Annotated in this window: 13 protein-coding genes and 1 pseudogene; 3 read left to right on the top strand and 11 right to left on the bottom strand. The window is 42.1% G+C overall.

Annotated features, from left to right (window positions below; all coding sequences use genetic code 11):
- Positions 1-42 precede the first annotated feature (42 nt).
- From acnD to EG365_RS08555, 4 genes are all read right to left on the bottom strand, one after another.
- Positions 43-2,649 (bottom strand): Fe/S-dependent 2-methylisocitrate dehydratase AcnD, encoded by a 2,607-nt coding sequence (gene acnD, locus EG365_RS08570; RefSeq protein ID WP_001093600.1) that lies wholly within the window; start codon positions 2,647-2,649, stop codon positions 43-45.
- Positions 2,649-3,806 (bottom strand): 2-methylcitrate synthase, encoded by a 1,158-nt coding sequence (prpC, locus tag EG365_RS08565; RefSeq protein WP_000097514.1) that lies wholly within the window; start codon positions 3,804-3,806, stop codon positions 2,649-2,651. The genes acnD and prpC overlap by 1 nt, the downstream gene beginning before the upstream one ends.
- Before the next feature lie 265 nt (positions 3,807-4,071).
- Positions 4,072-4,956 (bottom strand): methylisocitrate lyase, encoded by an 885-nt coding sequence (gene prpB / locus EG365_RS08560; RefSeq protein ID WP_001118922.1) that lies wholly within the window; start codon positions 4,954-4,956, stop codon positions 4,072-4,074.
- Entirely contained in the window at positions 4,949-5,659 is a 711-nt protein-coding gene (locus EG365_RS08555) for a GntR family transcriptional regulator (RefSeq protein ID WP_001153625.1), read from the bottom strand. Before EG365_RS08555 ends, prpB begins: the two co-directional genes overlap by 8 nt.
- 45 nt (positions 5,660-5,704) lie before the next feature.
- Between EG365_RS08555 and EG365_RS08550 the strand changes: the two are divergent.
- Both EG365_RS08550 and EG365_RS08545 read left to right on the top strand, forming a co-directional pair.
- Positions 5,705-5,839 (top strand): annotated as a pseudogene (locus EG365_RS08550) (hypothetical protein).
- Between the two features lie 335 nt (positions 5,840-6,174).
- Positions 6,175-7,389, top strand: coding sequence for an aromatic amino acid transaminase (locus tag EG365_RS08545; RefSeq protein ID WP_000486246.1), 1,215 nt, complete (start codon positions 6,175-6,177; stop codon positions 7,387-7,389).
- A gap of 48 nt (positions 7,390-7,437) precedes the next feature.
- Here EG365_RS08545 and dld read toward each other — a convergent pair whose 3' ends face one another.
- The 4 genes from dld to lldP all read right to left on the bottom strand — a co-directional run bounded on the left by dld (position 7,438) and on the right by lldP (position 13,023).
- Positions 7,438-9,144 carry a D-lactate dehydrogenase gene (dld, locus tag EG365_RS08540; protein ID WP_001193011.1) on the bottom strand — a complete coding sequence of 569 codons (1,707 nt, stop codon included), beginning with the start codon at positions 9,142-9,144 and terminating at the stop codon, positions 7,438-7,440.
- 291 nt (positions 9,145-9,435) lie between these two features.
- Complete coding sequence (gene lldD / locus EG365_RS08535) at positions 9,436-10,587, bottom strand: FMN-dependent L-lactate dehydrogenase LldD (RefSeq protein WP_000587282.1); 1,152 nt, start codon at positions 10,585-10,587, stop codon at positions 9,436-9,438.
- A complete protein-coding gene (lldR, locus tag EG365_RS08530; RefSeq protein ID WP_235892095.1) occupies positions 10,584-11,318 on the bottom strand; it encodes a transcriptional regulator LldR in 735 nt (244 codons plus the stop codon). The genes lldD and lldR overlap by 4 nt, the downstream gene beginning before the upstream one ends.
- 37 nt (positions 11,319-11,355) lie before the next feature.
- Complete coding sequence (gene lldP / locus EG365_RS08525) at positions 11,356-13,023, bottom strand: L-lactate permease (RefSeq protein ID WP_169518033.1); 1,668 nt, start codon at positions 13,021-13,023, stop codon at positions 11,356-11,358.
- Positions 13,024-13,396: 373 nt separating this feature from the next.
- On the opposite strand from lldP, the gene EG365_RS08520 reads away from it, so the two are divergent.
- A complete protein-coding gene (locus EG365_RS08520; RefSeq protein WP_000209934.1) occupies positions 13,397-14,767 on the top strand; it encodes a phosphomannomutase/phosphoglucomutase in 1,371 nt (456 codons plus the stop codon).
- A 43-nt stretch (positions 14,768-14,810) separates the two neighbouring features.
- On the opposite strand, the gene galE is transcribed toward EG365_RS08520, so the two are convergent.
- The 3 genes from galE to EG365_RS08505 are packed head-to-tail and all read right to left on the bottom strand — an operon-like array spanning position 14,811 to position 18,749.
- Positions 14,811-15,827, bottom strand: coding sequence for a UDP-glucose 4-epimerase GalE (gene galE / locus EG365_RS08515; RefSeq protein WP_001062913.1), 1,017 nt, complete (start codon positions 15,825-15,827; stop codon positions 14,811-14,813).
- Complete coding sequence (gene pgi / locus EG365_RS08510) at positions 15,820-17,490, bottom strand: glucose-6-phosphate isomerase (protein ID WP_000045497.1); 1,671 nt, start codon at positions 17,488-17,490, stop codon at positions 15,820-15,822. Before pgi ends, galE begins: the two co-directional genes overlap by 8 nt.
- Entirely contained in the window at positions 17,487-18,749 is a 1,263-nt protein-coding gene (locus tag EG365_RS08505; protein ID WP_000686136.1) for a nucleotide sugar dehydrogenase, read from the bottom strand. The genes pgi and EG365_RS08505 overlap by 4 nt, the downstream gene beginning before the upstream one ends.
- Between the last annotated feature and the right edge of the window lie 94 nt (positions 18,750-18,843).

Genomic DNA, 18,843 nt, shown 5'->3' with positions numbered 1-18,843 from the left:
AGGGCTTTTTTTGAACAATATCAATAATGTTTAACTAAAATATTAAGCCACTTGGCCTTCTAAAAAGTCTTGCGCAAAACGCTGTAATACACCGCCCGCTTCATATACAGAAACTTCTTCTTCTGTATCTAAACGGCAAGTCACAGGCACTTCAAGAATCTCTTCTTTACCATCCGATGTGGCACGTTCAATCACTAAAGTTAAAGTCGAACGCGGCGCAATATTACCAATCACGCTATAAAGCTCTGTACCATCTAGTTTTAAAGTCTTACGGTTTACACCCGGTTTAAACTCAAGTGGTAACACGCCCATACCCACCAAGTTGGTACGGTGAATACGCTCAAAACCTTCTGCTACAATCGCTTCAACACCTGCAAGGCGTACCCCTTTTGCAGCCCAGTCACGGCTTGAACCCTGACCGTAGTCAGCACCCGCAATAATAATTAACGGCTGCTTACGGTTCATGTAGGTTTCAATTGCTTCCCACATGCGCATCACTTCGCCTTCTGGCTCTACACGCGCTTTTGAACCTTGCTTAATGGTACCGTCTGAACGGCGAACCATTTCGTTATAAAGTTTCGGGTTTGCAAATGTTGCACGTTGTGCAGTCAAATGGTCACCACGGTGCGTTGCGTATGAGTTGAAGTCTTCTTCTGGTACACCCATTTTGTGAAGATATTCACCCGCAGCCGAGTCCATCAAAATCGCGTTTGAAGGCGACAAGTGGTCGGTAGTGATGTTATCACCCAAAATCGCAAGCGGACGCATGTTCGCCAAAGTACGTGGTGCAGCCAACGCCCCTTCCCAATATGGTGGACGGCGGATGTAAGTACTTTGCGGACGCCAATCGTAAAGTGGGCTCTTCGCTTGCTCCACTTCGCCCAAGTCAAACATTGGAATGTAGACTTTACGGAACTGTTCAGGCTTCACGGCTTGCTTAACCAACGCATCAATTTCAGCGTCAGATGGCCAGATGTCTTTGAGGTAAATCGGGTTACCTTCTTTGTCATGACCTAACGCATCTTTTTCGATGTCAAAACGAATCGTACCTGCAATTGCATATGCCACAACAAGCGGTGGAGATGCCAAGAACGCTTGTTTTGCATATGGATGGATACGGCCATCGAAGTTACGGTTACCAGAGAGTACTGCGGTTGCGTACAAGTCACGGTCAATAATTTCTTGCTGAATGGCTGGATCTAATGCACCCGACATACCGTTACACGTCGTACAAGCGTAAGCCACAATACCAAAACCAAGTTTCTCTAAGTCTTTTAGAACACCTGCTTCTTCAAGGTAAAGTGCAGCCGCTTTTGAACCCGGTGCAAATGATGATTTCACCCAAGGTTTACGAACCAAACCAAGTTCATTTGCCTTACGTGCCAGCAAACCTGCCGCCACGGTGTTACGTGGGTTAGAGGTATTAGTACATGAAGTAATTGCAGCAATAATGATTGCGCCATCTGGCATTAAGCCATCAGAACGGTTTTCAACTACACCTGCAATCCCTTTTTCTTTTAGGTCACTGGTTGAAACACGTGCATGCGGGTTTGATGGGCCAGCAATGTTACGTGTAACTGTCGATAGATCAAAACGTAGTACACGTGGGTACTCTGCTTTGGTCATTTCAGATGCCCAAAGGCCGATTTCTTTTGCGTACTGTTCAACCAATGCCACTTGAGCATCTTCACGGCCTGTTAGGCGTAAGTAGTCGATTGTGTTTTGGTCGATGTAGAACATCGCAGCCGTAGCGCCATATTCTGGTGTCATGTTCGAAATGGTTGCACGGTCACCCACAGACATGCTGTCAGCGCCTTCACCAAAGAACTCAAGGTAAGCACCAACCACACGCTCTTTACGCAAGAATTCAGTTAGAGCTAACACGATATCTGTTGCAGTAATGCCTGCCTGACGTTGACCAACCAACTCAACACCAATAATGTCTGGCAGACGCATCCAAGATGCACGGCCCAACATTACGTTTTCAGCTTCTAAACCACCAACACCCACAGAAATTACGCCCAAAGCGTCTGTATGTGGTGTATGTGAGTCTGTACCGACACATGTGTCTGGGAATGCTACGCCATCACGCGCCTGAATCACCGGAGACATTTTCTCTAGGTTAATCTGGTGCATAATGCCGTTCCCCGCAGGGATCACATCGACATTTTTAAATGCGGTTTTGGTCCACTCAATAAAGTGGAAACGGTCTTCGTTACGGCGGTCTTCAACAGCACGGTTTTTTGCAAAAGCGTCTGGGTCAGCACCACCATATTCCACTGCTAAAGAGTGGTCGACAATGAGCTGTGTTGGTACAACTGGGTTAACTTTAGATGGATCGCCGCCCTTCTCAGCAATCGCATCACGCAAACCTGCAAGGTCAACCAATGCAGTTTGACCCAAGATGTCATGACACACCACGCGCGCTGGATACCAAGGAAAGTCCAAGTCCTGACGGCGTTCAATCAACTGCGTTAAATAAGCAGTTAAGTTCTCGGCATCGGCACGGCGTACCAATTGCTCTGCGAGTACTTTAGAGGTGTAAGGCAGTTTTTCGTATGCGCCTGGCTGAATATCTTCAACGGCTTGACGCACGTCGTAATATTCAAGCTGGGTACCTGCCAGCGGTTTACGGTATTTTGTGTTCATTAACCACGCTCCGCCAATGGTTTAAATTCGAGGTTTTCAGGGCCTGTGTAGTTCGCGCTTGGACGAATGATTTTGCCGTCTTGGCGTTGTTCAATCACGTGTGCTGACCAACCTGCTGTACGTGCAATTACGAATAACGGTGTGAACATTGCAGTTGGAACACCCATTAAGTGATAACTCACCGCACTGAACCAGTCGAGGTTCGGGAACATGTTTTTCACTTCTTTCATCACTGCTTCCAAACGCTCAGCGATGAGGTACATTTTGGTGTTCTCTTGCGCTTCTGCTAAGTCGTGCGCCACTTTCTTGATCACTTCGTTACGTGGGTCAGAAACTGTATATACAGGGTGACCAAAACCAATCACGACTTCTTTATTTTCAACACGTTTACGGATGTCAGCTTCTGCTTCGTCTGGATTGTCGTAACGTTGTTGAATCACGAATGCAACTTCGTTTGCACCACCGTGCTTAGGTCCGCGAAGTGCACCAATACCGCCTGTAATTGCCGAGTACATGTCAGAACCTGTACCTGCAACCACACGTGAGGTAAATGTAGATGCGTTGAACTCATGCTCAGCATACAAAATAAGTGATGTATGCATCGCTTGAATCCACTCTTCACATGGTTTTTCGCCATGCAACAAATGTAAGAAATGCGCTGCAATCGAGTCGTCATCCGTTTCAACTTCAATACGACGACCGTTATTGCTGAAGTGGTACCAATAAAGCAGCATTGAACCTAAGCTTGCCATTAATTTGTCAGCAATGTCTTTTGCGCCAGCTTCGTTGTGGTCTTCATGTTCTGGCGTTAAACAACCTAGAACTGAAACACCAGTACGCATCACATCCATTGGATGTGCAGATGGTGGTAATTGCTCAAGTGCAGTTTTAAGTGCTGCTGGTAAGCCACGAAGTGCTTTTAATTTTGCTTTATATGCTTTGAGTTCAGCTTTGTTTGGTAATTTGCCATGTACGAGCAAGTGAGCAACTTCTTCAAACTCGCTACCTGCCGCAAGGTCAAGAATGTCATAGCCACGATAGTGCAAGTCGTTACCGCTACGTCCTACGGTACATAGTGCTGTGTTGCCTGCAACTTGTCCACTTAGTGCAACTGATTTTTTTGGTTTGAAGCCTGTTGTTGTTTCATTTGAGCTCATAAGATTGTCCTTTCCTATCTGAATTTATTTATTAAGCACGACGGAGTCGCACCGTTTTCACTTCTTATTTCGGGATTAACCTTCGGTTCGACCTACTTTTCTTTCGGGAAAAGTAGGCAAAACCATTGTCATCTGCAAAACTCGTCCACAACCATCGAATATCCTATCTATCGCAGAACCAATTTTAAAAAATGTAGTCCTGTCTCAAACAGTTGCAGATGACGCCTCCGAGTATCAGATTCCAATTAATCAACTTTTTAATTTATTACTTCTTTTTAGCAAATGCGTTGTCTAAGTAGTCTTCAAACGCGTAGTAGTTAATGCGTTCATATAACTCTTTACGCGTTTGCATAATATCAACCACATTCTTTTGCGTGCCTTCTTTACGTAAGGTTTCATACACAGTTTCGGCTGCCTTGTTCATAGCACGGAAAGCAGAAAGCGGATAAAGCGCAAGGCTTACATCGGCAGATGCTAACTCTTCAGTAGTAAACAATGGTGTAGAACCAAACTCGGTAATGTTTGCCAAAATTGGTACGCCTGTCTTCTGAGCAAATTGCTTGTACATATCAAGCTCGGTAATTGCTTCAGGGAACAACATGTCTGCGCCTGCCTCAATGTAGGCACCCGCACGGTCAATGGCAGCTTGTAAGCCTTCAACCGCTAACGCATCGGTACGCGCCATAATCACGAAGCTGTCATCACCACGTGCATCAACCGCAGCTTTAATACGGTCAACCATTTCTTCTTGAGTCACAATGGCTTTGTTCGGACGGTGACCACAACGTTTTGCGCCCACTTGGTCTTCAATGTGCATTGCCGCTGCACCAAACTTGATGAGTGCTTTTGTAGTACGTGCAATGTTAAATGCAGAAGCACCAAAACCTGTGTCCGCATCGACTAATAATGGAAGATCACATACATCAGTAATACGGCGTACGTCGGTCAACACATCATCAAGGTTACTGATTCCCAAATCAGGTAAGCCTAAAGAACCAGCTGCTACACCACCACCTGATAAGTAAATCGCTTTATAACCTGCACGTTTTGCCAAAAGTGCATGATTGGCGTTGATGGTTCCAACCACTTGTAATGGCTTTTCTTGGGCTACGGCATCGCGAAATAGCTGACCTGCGGATTGTTTAGCCATTGTTATGTTCTCCTTGTGCTTGTAGCAGTGTTTGCTCAATAATTTTGTAAGAAGCATTGATATGTCGATGCATGAGCAGCTCAGCAAGTTCACCATCGCCTTCTGCAATTGCATCTAAAATACGGATGTGTTCGTCCCAAGCTTTGCTCGGTCGATCAGGTGTGTTTGAAAACTGAATTCGGTACATGCGGATGAGATGATAGAGCTCATCGCATAGCATTTTTTCTAAGGTTTTATTGCCACTACTTTTGATAATGCAGTAGTGAAAATCATCCTGCCCTTCTTGCAAGTAATATCCCTTACCTGCTTTAAAGTTTTCATCTTCAGCATGCATACGCAAGACATCACGTAGCGCCAGAATTTGCTTTTTATCAATATGCTGTGCCGCAAGTTTGCAAGCTAAACCTTCTAATGACGCACGAATCTGGTAAAGCTCTTTAAACTGTTGCAGTGAGAGCGAAACCACGCGCGCGCCCACATGTGCGGTACGCTCAACCAAACGTTGCCCTTCAAGGCGATGAATCGCTTCACGCAATGGCCCACGGCTAATACCGTAAGTACGTGCCAGTTCAGGCTCGGAAATTTTGCTACCTGCCGGAATTTGACCCAAAACAATCGCCGTCTGTATTTGCTTAAATACATGCTCGGTCAGTGTTCTTCCCTGACTTTGTAATGGCTCTGGTGCGAAGGTCAAATCTTGCATATTGTCGACAATTTTTAATCAATTATGAGTTTTATAGCGGGATGAATGAAAAAAATCAAGGTGATTGTTGACACTTTTCAGAACGCATCAGGTCAATTTTTATAGCCTGACCGCTTATATCACCTTATATTTAAACAATTAAACCACTTGCCAATTAATATATATAAAACAGTTACTTAATATTAATTTACCTATAGATTTATGGCACTTTTTTAGTTGCTTTTCGGCCTCTAATCTTTTGTTTCAAACTTTAGTCTACAACCAATGTATTACAGCAAGATTGTAGACAATCTGCTTGAATGAAAGCATGAGTTAGAAATTAGTTTCTATTTACCGTAATTTCTTTTAAATCTTTTTATCATTTTCATCCAGAAAATATCGATATTAGTGAAATTATCAGGTGCTTCACGGTAGCTTTATTGATACATTATTGAGCATCGACATAGTTGTGGCGTATTTTTCGAGACAGAAAAAACCCAGCACTATGCATATTGTTGAATGAAAGGACTTTTTTGATGTTTCAACATATCCCCCCATACGCAGGCGATCCAATTCTCTCTTTAATGGAACAGTTCAATGCTGATACTCGTTCTGAAAAAGTAAACTTGAGTATTGGTCTTTATTATAACGAAGACAGCATTGTTCCTCAGTTAGAGACCATTATCGAGGCGCAAAAGCGTATTGAGCCTAAGAACGGTAAAACCAAACTTTATTTGCCAATGGAAGGCTTCAAACCTTACCGTGAAGCAATTCAAGCACTTTTATTTGGTGCAAACAGCCCAGCAGTTAAAGCTGGCCGTGCTGTAACCATCCAAACGCTTGGTGGTTCAGGTGCATTGAAAGTTGGTGCAGATTTCTTAAAAACTTATTTCCCAAATTCAGACGTTTGGGTAAGCCAACCAACTTGGGATAACCACGTTGCCATTTTCAATGGCGCTGGCATTAAGACTCATTTCTACCCATATTTCGATGCAGAAACGCGTGGTGTAGATTTTGACGGTATGCTTTCTACACTTAAAACTTTGCCTGAGCAAAGCATTGTGTTGTTGCACCCATGCTGCCATAACCCAACGGGTGCTGATTTAAACCCAGCGCAATGGGACCAAGTGATTGCAGTATTAAAAGACCGTAACCTTATTCCATTCCTAGACATCGCTTACCAAGGTTTTGGTGACGGTATGGAAGAAGATGCGTATGCAATCCGTGCTTTAGACCAAGCGGGTCTAAACTTCATTGTGAGCAACTCGTTCTCTAAAATCTTCTCTTTATATGGCGAGCGCGTTGGCGGTTTAACTTTCGTATGTGACGATGCAGAAGCTGCTCAGTGCACATTCGGTCAGTTAAAAGCGACTGTACGCCGTATTTACTCTAGCCCTCCTACAACAGGTGCTTGGCTAGTTGATGAAGTGTTAAATGACGCTGAACTTAACCAACAATGGCAAGGTGAAGTGAAAGAGATGCGTGAGCGTATTATCAAAATGCGTAGCATCTTGAAAGACGAACTCACTAAAGCATTACCAGACCGTGACTTTAGCTACCTTGTAAACCAAAAAGGTATGTTCAGCTACACAGGTTTAACTGCTGAGCAAGTTGATATCTTGCGTGAAGAATATGCAATCTACTTAGTACGTAGTGGCCGTATTTGTGTAGCAGGTTTAAACATGAACAATGTTTACACTGTTGCTAAAGCGATGGCTGAAGTGCTTGCTAAATCTGTAGAAGCTGCATAAATCATCTATAAAAAAAGGCGCTTCGGCGCCTTTTTTTATGTCTCGATATTACGATTTAGCCTTGCCCCAATATTTCAGTTTTGAGGTATGTCCAATCCCTACGTTAAAGCTGTTGGTTGGGTCGAGTTTTTGGTAGAAATTGGCTAAGGCAGGTTTGGCAATATAAAGATGCCCGACATTATGCTCTGCCGGATATTCAGCACGGCGCGCATCGAGTAATTTCCACATTTGATGTTCCATTTCTAAAGGGTCATTGCCCTTTTTAAGAATATAGTCTTGATGGAACACATGACAAAAGAAATGCCCATAATAGAGTTTATAGAGAATTTTCTTTTCCATTTCAGCTGGTAGTTGCTCTACCCATTCGCGGTCATTACGACGTAACGCAATATCAAGCGCCACAATATCTTCAACTTCACTACGGTGTGTATCGCGATAACGAATTGCAGCTCCTGCAATCGCAAAACGGTGTAAGAATGCCTTTCGACCTTCCTCTTCACTACATACGAAATAGTTACCTGACTGATGCACAGTAAAATATTCTTTTAAAAACTGCTCTGTCTGTGCTTTCGAATTATTTTCGACACGTAAAACCAAATGGTGCTCATAACGGTCTCGATATTCGGTCATACGCTTCGGCAAATGACTCGGTAAAAAGAAGGTAATCGCCTGTAAAATCTGGTCTGTTAAACCTTTAATTTTAAATTTTTCTAAAAAGCCATCGACTTTATCTTTCATCGCAAAGGCTTTTGGAACATTGGCTGTACCAAACTTTTCAATAAATAAAAACGTGTCTTTTCCGTACTTTTCACCAATCAAGTAAGCATCTCGATGAATATATTCACCCGCAATCGGTAGGCTTGGCAGTGAGGTCAGTAAGTAACGACGAATGGCCGTTAAATCATCGGCATCATTACTACCAATATAAAAAACACTGCTCTCTACTTTTTCATAGGTATCAAGGCGTACAGCAAACACACAGACCTTACCTGCCGAACCTGATGCTTCAAACAAACGTGACGGGTCTGCATTAAAACGAGCAGGCGTATCCTCATCCACTTGCGTCACGTCGTGCGCATAGCGATGGTCCGATGCCTGCTTTTCGTTGTCATCTAAAATATCTACGGCTTGGTATTGCTGCTTCTCTAAACGAGTCAAAATTTCTTCGGGTGTCGAGCCTAAATTCACCCCTAAATGATTCACCAGCTCTAATTGACCAGCAGAGTTCACCTGAGCATATAACGCCAGTTCCGTATACGCAGGACCACGGCGTACCAATGCACCGCCCGAGTTATTACAGACACCGCCAAGTACTGATGCACCAATACAAGATGAACCAATCACCGAATGTGGTTCACGATTATAACCTTTTAAAATTTGCTCTAAATTATCTAAGGTCGCACCCGGTAAACAAATCACTTGCTTACCGTCATGAATGACGTGAATACCCTTTAATCGGCGCGTACTCATCACTAATACAGGACGGTCATAATCATCACCATAAGGGGTTGAACCACCAGTGAGTCCTGTATTGGCCGCCTGCATAATCACAATACAATCTGCCTCAATTGCAGCTTGGAGCACCTGCCATTGCTCTAGCAAGGTCCCTGGTACAACCACTGCAAGCACTTTCCCCTCACCAAAACGACGACCTTGACGGTACTGACGCGTACTTTGATCATCGGTCAAAACATGCGAACGCCCTACAATATTTTGTAAGCGATCAATCACTGCTTGAGGAGAAAATGTTTGCATGATGGTTTCCTTTTGGTCATCCATTTATCAAATTAGACCAACACGACGGCAACTTACCGTTTGTAATTTATAATTTAATTAGCTCATTCTCTAATGTGAATCAGCCCTACATTTACTATCGCGGTTGGCGGCATGGATGCCGCCGTTTCGATGCGGTAGCAAGGACGTACCGTCATCGAAACTAAAGTTTTTGGTTACTTTTGACCTTTCAAAAGTGACAAATGCCTATATGTAAAACATCAGCAAATCACCAAATTTTGAGGCTGTGCTTACTGCTTCACTTACTATGTCTTAAAGTCCTTGTTTAATCGCCTGTACTAAACAATCCGCATTAATATCCGAAATCGACTTAGCACCCGTTAAGGTCATCGCAACACGCATTTCCTTATCAATTAAATCAAGTAAGTTCGACACACCTTGTCCACCTGCTGCTGCCAAGGCATAAACAAACGCACGGCCAAGTAAAACCGTATCCGCACCAAGCGCCAACATGCGCACCACGTCTAAACCATTACGAATGCCTGAGTCAGCCAAAATTGCTAAGTCACCTTTGACTGCATCAGCAATTGCAGGCAATGCACGAGCAGAAGACATCACGCCATCTAACTGACGACCACCGTGATTCGATACCACAATGCCATCTGCACCAAAACGCACAGCATCTTTGGCATCTTCAGGATCTAAAATACCTTTAATCACCATTGGGCCATCCCAAAACTCACGAATCCACTCAAGGTCTTTCCATGAAATGGATGGGTCAAAGTTCGAGCCTAACCAGCCGATATAGTCTTCAAGCCCAGTCGGTTTACCTAAATATTTAGAGATATTCCCGAGGTCATGCGGACGTCCCATTAAGCCAACGTTCCATGACCAGTGTGGGTGAAACACTGACTGCATATAACGACGCATCGCAGCATTTGGCCCACTCATACCCGAATGAGCATCACGATAACGTGCACCTGGTACAGGCATATCTACGGTAAATACCAGTGTTGAACAACCTGCTGCTTTTGCACGTTCCAAAGCATTACGCATAAAACCTCGATCGCGTAATACATAAAGCTGGAACCACATTGGACGGTTAATTGCAGGTGCAACTTCCTCAATCGGACAAACAGAAACCGTTGAAAGCGTAAATGGAATACCTTTTTTATCGGCTGCCATTGCGGCTTGCACTTCACCACGGCGTGCATACATACCTGTTAAACCCACAGGAGCCAAGGCAACTGGCATCGACAGCGTTTCATTAAACAGTTTTGTCTCTAAACTTAACGCGGACATGTCATTCAGCACACGTTGACGCAATGCAATTTCTGACAAATCTTGTACGTTACGCTTTAAGGTATATTCCGCATACGCTCCACCATCAATATAGTGAAATAAAAATGGGGGTAAGCGACGTTGTGCCGCAGCACGATAATCATTGCCAGAAGAAATAATCATTTTGAATCAACTCTATTTAAACGGTTTGCACGTTTCTGGCGAGCTTCATCTTCATCCAGAGAACGCACATGATTAATCACAAATTCAATATGACCGCAGACAGCTTGGCGTGCGGCCTCGGGATCTTTACGATCAATAGCATCCATCACCTGAAAATGCTGCTCGCTGAGCAAGTCACCATTTACGGGGTCGTTATAAACTTTCTTACGCCCTAACAAGACGTTGTATTGCAGCAAATCAAATAGACTTCGCATCATTTGAATCAGCACCACATTGTGAGATGCTTCAGCAATCGCTAAGTGGAATTCAGCATCGGCCACCGCCGCCTGTGCTGAGTCACCCGCATTTTGATGGCGACTAATTTCATTAAAATAATGATGAATTTTGGCGCGATCTTCTGGGGTCGAACGTAACGCGGCATACCATGCAGTTCCCCCTTCGAGCACCAAACGCGCCTCTTGCACATCAAAACGGTATAACGGATCTTCTTCAATCAGGTTACTAATCGGGTTCACAATCAGTTGCTGTGGCCATTGTTCAGGTAATTGCTGAATATAAGTTCCATCGCCACGGCGACTAATCAGTACACCTTGACTATTGAGCTGTTGAATTGCTTCACGCAAAGACGGACGAGAAACCCCTAAGCTAGTTGCAAGCTGGCGCTCGGCAGGCAAACGATCACCTTTTTTCATGTGACGCTCTTCAAGTAATGCCTGCAATTTCATGACCACTTGATCGGAGATTCTCATCGCGTTTCCTTCACTGGAGTTATGGAATCATCCACGGAACCAGATAAGCCTGAACCGTAATAATGATGCCAACAAAGACAGTGAATATGATGCTATGTTTTACCGTGAAACGGAACAAGTCAGACTCTTTTCCAACTAAGCCCACTGCGGCACAAGCAATCGCAATCGACTGTGGCGAAATCATTTTACCTGTCACACCACCACTGGTATTCGCAGCGACCAATAACACTTCCGGAATACCAATTTGCTGAGCGGTGGTTGCCTGTAATGCCGAGAACAAAGCATTTGAAGACGTGTCTGAACCTGTAAGGAACACACCAAGCCAACCCAAAAATGGCGAGAAGAAAGTAAACGCATGACCCGTATGCGATAGAGCCAAAGCCAAAGTTGCAGATAAACCTGAATAGTTCGCAATAAAAGCAAATGCCAACACCATACCAATCGAGTAAATCGGTGTTTTTAACTCATTGAGCGTCTCACCGAAGGTTATTACTGCCTCACTTGCTTTCATTTTTAAGAAAATAACTGTGATGATTGCAGCAATAAAAATTGCAGTACCTGTTGCAGAGAACCAGTCAAACTTATAAATCGCTTCGTATGGTTTCATCTCGGACACAATCGGTGGCATTTTCTCGACCAATTTGTGTAAATACGGCACTTCAAGTTTAAAATTCCAGTGTTCAAGAGCACCATCTTTTGCAAATAATGCTTTAAATGGCTTAACGCTCCAGATCGTGACCATTACCGTTAAAATAGCAAATGGAGACCATGCCTTTGCAATTTTCCCAATGCTATAACGTTGAACTGTTGTAGGTTGCTGAGCCAAAGTCTGACCCGCTTCAGGTTCAAAACGGAAAATATGTTTTGGTTTCCAAACGCGGAATAACAACGTCAGGCTGACCAATGAAGCAATTGCTGCGGTAATGTCTGGTAACTCAGGGCCAATAAAGTTAGAGGTGAGATACTGGGCAATCGCAAAAGCACCACCACCGACCAATACCGCAGGCCAAGTTTCCTTAACACCACGCCAGCCATCCATAATCGCCATAATCCAGAACAGCACAATAATGGTTAAAAATGGCAACTGACGACCCACCATCTGGCTAATTTCCATAGTGTCTACACCGGAAACCTGCCCTGCCACAATAATTGGAATACCCATTGCACCGAATGCAACTGGTGCTGTATTTACAATTAAACATAAACCAGCAGCGTAAAGTGGCTTAAACCCTAAACCGACAAGTAGTGCAGCGGTAATTGCGACAGGAGCACCAAAGCCCGCAGCTCCTTCAAGGAAAGTACCAAATGCAAAACCAACAAGTAACATTTGCAGACGTTGGTCTTCGGTAATAGATAGAATGCTTGAGCGGATAACTTCAAACTGGCCTGTTTTTACCGAAATCTTGTATAGAAAAACTGCCCCAATAATGATCCATGAAATTGGCCATAGACCGTAGAAGAAACCGTAAATGATTGACGCAAAGGCCATTTGACCCGGCATTTGATAGAAAAATAGCGCAATCAGTAATGCAATAATAACTGTGCCCGTACCCGCGATACTGCCTTTTAAACGAAAAACAGCCAAGGCCAAAAAGAAGAAAATAATCGGGATTAATGCAACCGCACTAGACAGCCAAATATTATTTAAAGGGTCATAAAGTTGTTGCCACATATTGAGCATTGTCATCTCCTTGAAATGCCGGGGCGAATTTTTGTACCTTAAAATCTCAACATTTACACAAATTGGTATGACCAATTAAAATTTAAGTGTAAATGCTATTCCTTAAACCACATGGCGCATCATAAACACAGTTATTGGTAAGATCAATGATTAAATAATTACCACAATTGGTATGACCAATATAGCCAAGAAAAATCAAGCCATTTCTCATCTATAATTTTTTTTATTCGACTAAAGTCGTAAAAAAGCTTCCTTATAAACTTAAATATGACCTACAGAAATGAAGTGCAAAATTTGAATATAAAAACTATAAACGTACCAATTTGATGATCTATGTATAATGTGCACACAACTCAAACCACATGTATTGAATTGAATAATGACTACTTTAACGTGTTTTAAAGCTTATGATATCCGAGGCAAACTCGGCACCGAATTGAATGAAGAAATCGCCTATAAAATTGGCCGCGCTTACGGACAAATCTATAAACCAAAAACTGTGGTTGTAGGTTGTGATATTCGTCTAAGCAGTGAGGCTTTAAAACAAGCGGCCATCCGCGGTTTAAATGATGCAGGTGTGAATGTGCTTGATTTAGGCATGACGGGTACTGAAGAAGTGTACTTTGCCGCTTTCCATTTAGACGTACAAGGTGGTATAGAAGTAACTGCGAGTCATAACCCAATGGACTATAACGGTATGAAATTGGTTCGAGAAAATGCTCGTCCAATTAGTGCCGATACTGGTTTAAAAGAAATTCAGGCTTTAGCAGAGACCAATAACTTTGAAGAAGTTGGTCAAAAAGGTACAACGCAAAGCTATAACATTTTGCCTGAGTTCGTTGACCATCTACTGACTTATATTGAACCTGCAAAAATCCGTCCATTAAAGTTAGTGGTAAACGCGGGTAATGGTGCAGCTGGTCATGTGATTGATGCCATTGAAGAAAAATTTAAAGCGCTTAATGTACCGGTTGAATTTATTAAAATTCATCATGAAGCAGATGGCACTTTCCCAAATGGCATCCCTAACCCAATTTTAATTGAAAACCGTGACAGTACCCGAAATGCTGTTCTTGAGCATAAAGCAGATATGGGTATTGCATGGGACGGCGACTTTGACCGCTGTTTCTTGTTCGATGAAAAAGGTCAGTTTATTGAAGGCTATTATATTGTTGGTTTATTGGCTCAAGCTTTCTTAATCAAACAGTCAGGCGAAAAAATTGTGCATGACCCACGTTTAGTGTGGAACACATTTGATATCGTCGACGAATATAAAGGTGTTGCTGTACAGTCAAAATCGGGGCATGCATTTATTAAAGATGTTATGCGTGAACACAATGCCGTATACGGCGGTGAAATGAGTGCCCACCACTATTTCCGTGATTTTGCTTACTGTGACAGTGGTATGATTCCTTGGTTACTCACCATTGCTCTACTCTCTGAAACAGGACAATCTCTCTCAACACTCGTTGAAAATATGATTGCCAAGTTCCCTTGTAGTGGTGAAATCAACTTTAAAGTAGCCGATACGCAAACTACGATTCAAAAGATTTTCGACTTCTATGCCGATCAAAATCCACAAATTGACCGTACCGATGGTGTAAGCCTCGACTTTGGCGCATGGCGCTTTAACGTCCGTGCTTCAAATACTGAGCCTTTGTTACGTCTTAATATTGAAAGCCGTGCAGATCGTCAAGCTCAGCCAATGCAATATTATGTAGATGAGTTGACTGGATTAATTCAGAACTAATTAAAAATAAAAAAGGAGCAAATCGCTCCTTTTTTATCCGAATTTAATTGTAGCCATTAGGATTCTGCTTTTGCCAATTCCAGCTATCCTTAAGCATATCTTCTAAGCCATATTGAGGTTTCCAACCCAACTCAGCAACTGCGCGAGCATTGTCCGCAAAAGAAGTCGCAACATCCCCTGCTCTACGTGGAGCGAACTCAAAAGCAACAGGTACACCATTCACTTGTTCAAAGGTATTTTTGACTTGTAAAACAGATGAACCATTACCTGTACCAATATTCCATGCACGGCAACCTTGCGCCTGTAAGCGGTTATTTAAAGCGCATAAATGTGCATTCGCCAAGTCAACAACATGGATATAATCTCGCACACCTGTACCATCTATTGTATCGTAATCATTACCATAAATAGATAGTTTCTCACGGCGGCCCACAGCAACTTGAGTCACATAAGGCATTAAATTATTTGGAATACCTTGCGGGTCTTCACCAATACGCCCACTCTTATGTGCACCTACTGGGTTAAAATAACGTAGTAAGGCAATAGACCATTTAGAGTCAGCTACTGAAAGTTTTTGTAATAATTGCTCAACAATTAGTTTTGTATATCCATAGTTATTACTTGGCATACCTGTTGGCATTTCTTCATTTAAAGGAGAGGTATTTGCTTCATCATATACTGTCGCAGAAGAGCTAAATACAAGTGTATAGACACCTGCCTTTTCCATCGATTTAACCAGTTGAATACTGCCCGCAATATTATTATCAAAATAAATAAGCGGTTTTTCCTGGCTTTCACCTACTGCTTTTAAACCTGCAAAATGAATAACCGCATCAATTGCGTGCTCTTGAAACACTTGGTCAAGCTCACCAGAATTCCGAATATCGCCCTCCACAAAAGTTAAACTTTTTTGTGTGATCTCTTGAACTCTATTTAAAGATTCTTTTGAGCTATTTGAAAGGTTATCAAATACAATAACTTCATGGCCTGCTTCTAAAAGCTCTACACAAGTGTGTGAACCAATATAACCTGCACCACCTGTAACTAAAATTTTAGCCATCGACTTTTCCTAATAAAATTTTAATCAAACCACGTGTTGAAGCATCAAGTGTTGAAAGATCATTTTGAGCACCATTTAAAATTGGAAGTAACTGATCAGCAATCTGCTTACCTTTTTCAACACCCCATTGATCAAACGGATTAATATTCCAAATCACCGACTGAACAAATACCTTATGTTCATATAAGGCAATCAACATTCCTAAACTATATGGATTAAGTTCTTTTAAAAGTAATGTTGAGCTTGGCTGATTACCTTCATATTGTTTATAAATTGGTAAATTCTTTAATTCAGCTGAATCTAAAGCTTCATTACCAAAAGCCAATAAACGTGATTGTGCCAAACAATTTGATAATGCGAGGTGATGTTGCTCAATCAATGCCTCAGCATTCTCTACATACGTAAAGTGATCTGCATTATAGCGTTGGACTGGGGCAATAAAGTCACAGCTTACTGCTTGAGTTCCTTGATGTAATAACTGATAGAAGGCATGTTGAGCATTTGGTCCGACTTCACCCCATACAATTGGGCAAGTATCTAATTCAACTTTTTGACCATCACGTTGTACCGACTTACCATTAGACTCCATTTCAAGCTGCTGCAAATAGGCAGCAAAATACTTTAATCTTCCGTCATAAGGTAATACCGCATGGGTTTGAATATTTAAAAAATTATTATTCCAGATACCGAGTAATGCCATGAGAACCGGTATATTTTGCTCAAAGTTTGTATTTTGAAAGTGCTCATCGACAGCATGTGCGCCAGCTAAAAGCTGTTGAAAGCCATCTATACCAATCGTGAGCGCTATAGGGAGACCAATACAAGACCAAAGAGAATAACGTCCACCAACCCAGTCCCAAAGCAACAACTGATTTTCAGGAGCAATACCCCAATCAGTCATTTTTTCAGCTTTTGTAGATACACCAATGAAGTGACTTTTTACAACGCGGTCATGCTTTCCTAAAGCTTTTTCAAGCCACTGACGAACTGTTTGTGCATTTGATAAGGTATCAATAGTACCAAATGACTTTGAAGAAATAATAAATAAAGTTGTTTCCGGACGCAGTTGATGGAGTAAGTCTGATAACTGGCTACCATCCATAGTCGAAACAAAGTGTACATTAAGTGGTTTGGCAGTTTTTACTTTAAAATCGCATAGTGCATGGGTCACCATTTGAGGCCCTAAATCGGAACCACCTACACCAATATTAACGACATCCTGAATCACTTCACCCGTAGCACCGCGGTATTGCCCAGCATGGATTTTTTCAACCAAAGCGTACATACGCTGTAATTGAGTATGAACCTGTTTTGTGAGTTCAGGAAATTTAGAATATTCCGATGGTAAACGCAAAGCCCAGTGCATAGCTGCACGCTGCTCAGTACAGTTGACTTTGTCTTGGGAGAATAAGCGCTCAATCCAGTGAGTTAATTGTTTCGTCTTTGCTAAAGCAAACAATTGTTCTAAAACACTTTTTGTTATACGGTGTTTACTATAATCAAAAACCAATTGATCGAACTTTACCGAATAGTTTTGAAAGCGGTCTTGCTCGGCTGCAAATAATTCTTTGATATGTAATTTTGAATTCTTCTCAACTAATGAATGAAGCTGTGCTATAGGCGAGACTAACTCTTTAGGAAACTTTTCGATAGATTTACTCATAATCGACCTACTCCTTCATAAGCGAAACCTTTTGCTTTCACATATGCCGGATCGTAAATATTACGCCCATCCAAAATAAGAGGATGCTGCATTACTTGTTGTAACTGTTTAAAATCAGGGCTCCAATATTGTTTCCATGCTGTCACTAAGCATAAAGCATGAGCTCCCTGTGCAGCTTCATATTGGTCAGCACATAAAACCAGATCTTCACGGTCTCCATAAGTTGTTGCGATCTCATCTAAGGCTTGTGGGTCATGTAAACGTACTTTTACCCCTTGTGCCCATAATGCAGCTAACAAAATATGAATAGGTGAGTTATGAGTGCTAGAGGTGTTTTCCTTAAATGAAGCCCCCCAGATCGCAACAGTTTTACCGCTCAAATCACAGTGATAATAATTCCATAATTTACGGAATAAAATTTCTTTTTGTTGCTCATTAATCGCCCACACTTGCTCTAGCAACCGACTTTTAGCCCCTGTTCCAGATACAGTACTCGAAAGCGTTAAAATATCATGTGAAAAGTTTTCACCACCAAATCCAACACCTGCCGACAAATAGGCTGCACCAATACGTGTATCTGCAGCAATACCATGTTTTACATTAGCAATATCAATACCGAGTTTTTCGGCCACCATCGCCAAATCATTCATGTAGCTAATACGGGTTGCCAACATTCCCGAAATGCTGAGCTTTGTAAATTCAGCATCTAAAATTGGCATAAATAAATATTGATAGCTAAAACGGAAAAAAGGACGTAACAGCTCTTGCATAGTGTCTTGAGCATAACTCGATTCAACACCAACAATTACATGTTTTACGTTCAGCACGCTATTAATCGCATTTCCTTCTTGAATCACATCAGGAAAATAAACCCACTCATCTTTTGGCAAATGTTGTTTTAATTGATTCGTACCATGTAGACCAAAAGTAGAGCCATTGATCATTAAACGTGGATGAACTATCGGGCGCTCACTCAACTTTTCAACTGTTTTTAAAGCAAGCTCGATTTGTGTTGGGCTAAAACAAAATAAATAAACTTCAATATCTAAAGGAATTTCAGAAAAAGGACTCTCTTTTAAAAAACCTGCTTTTCTCTGTTTATTTAAATAATGATTAACTTCTTGATCTTGATAAGAAAGTATAGAAATGTTTTCTTCACAGGTGACACTTGTACACCAATAGATCTGATTGCCATATTCAGCTAATAATGCTGCCATTACACCAGCATGTAAGGTGGTTCCAAATACCGCGATTTTCATTGTACACCTGATTTTAATATTCTATAAAATTCTCTTCCCTTTCCAGGAAGAGAATATATTGCTCTGTTCATATATTCATTCGTTTTTACAAATA

Origin of the sequence: Acinetobacter sp. FDAARGOS_494 (assembly GCF_003812225.1) — a bacterium.
In the GTDB taxonomy this organism is placed as follows: domain Bacteria; phylum Pseudomonadota; class Gammaproteobacteria; order Pseudomonadales; family Moraxellaceae; genus Acinetobacter; species Acinetobacter baumannii.
The sequence above is the reverse complement of the archived record's forward strand: the minus strand, read 5'-3'. Positions and strand labels throughout refer to the sequence as shown.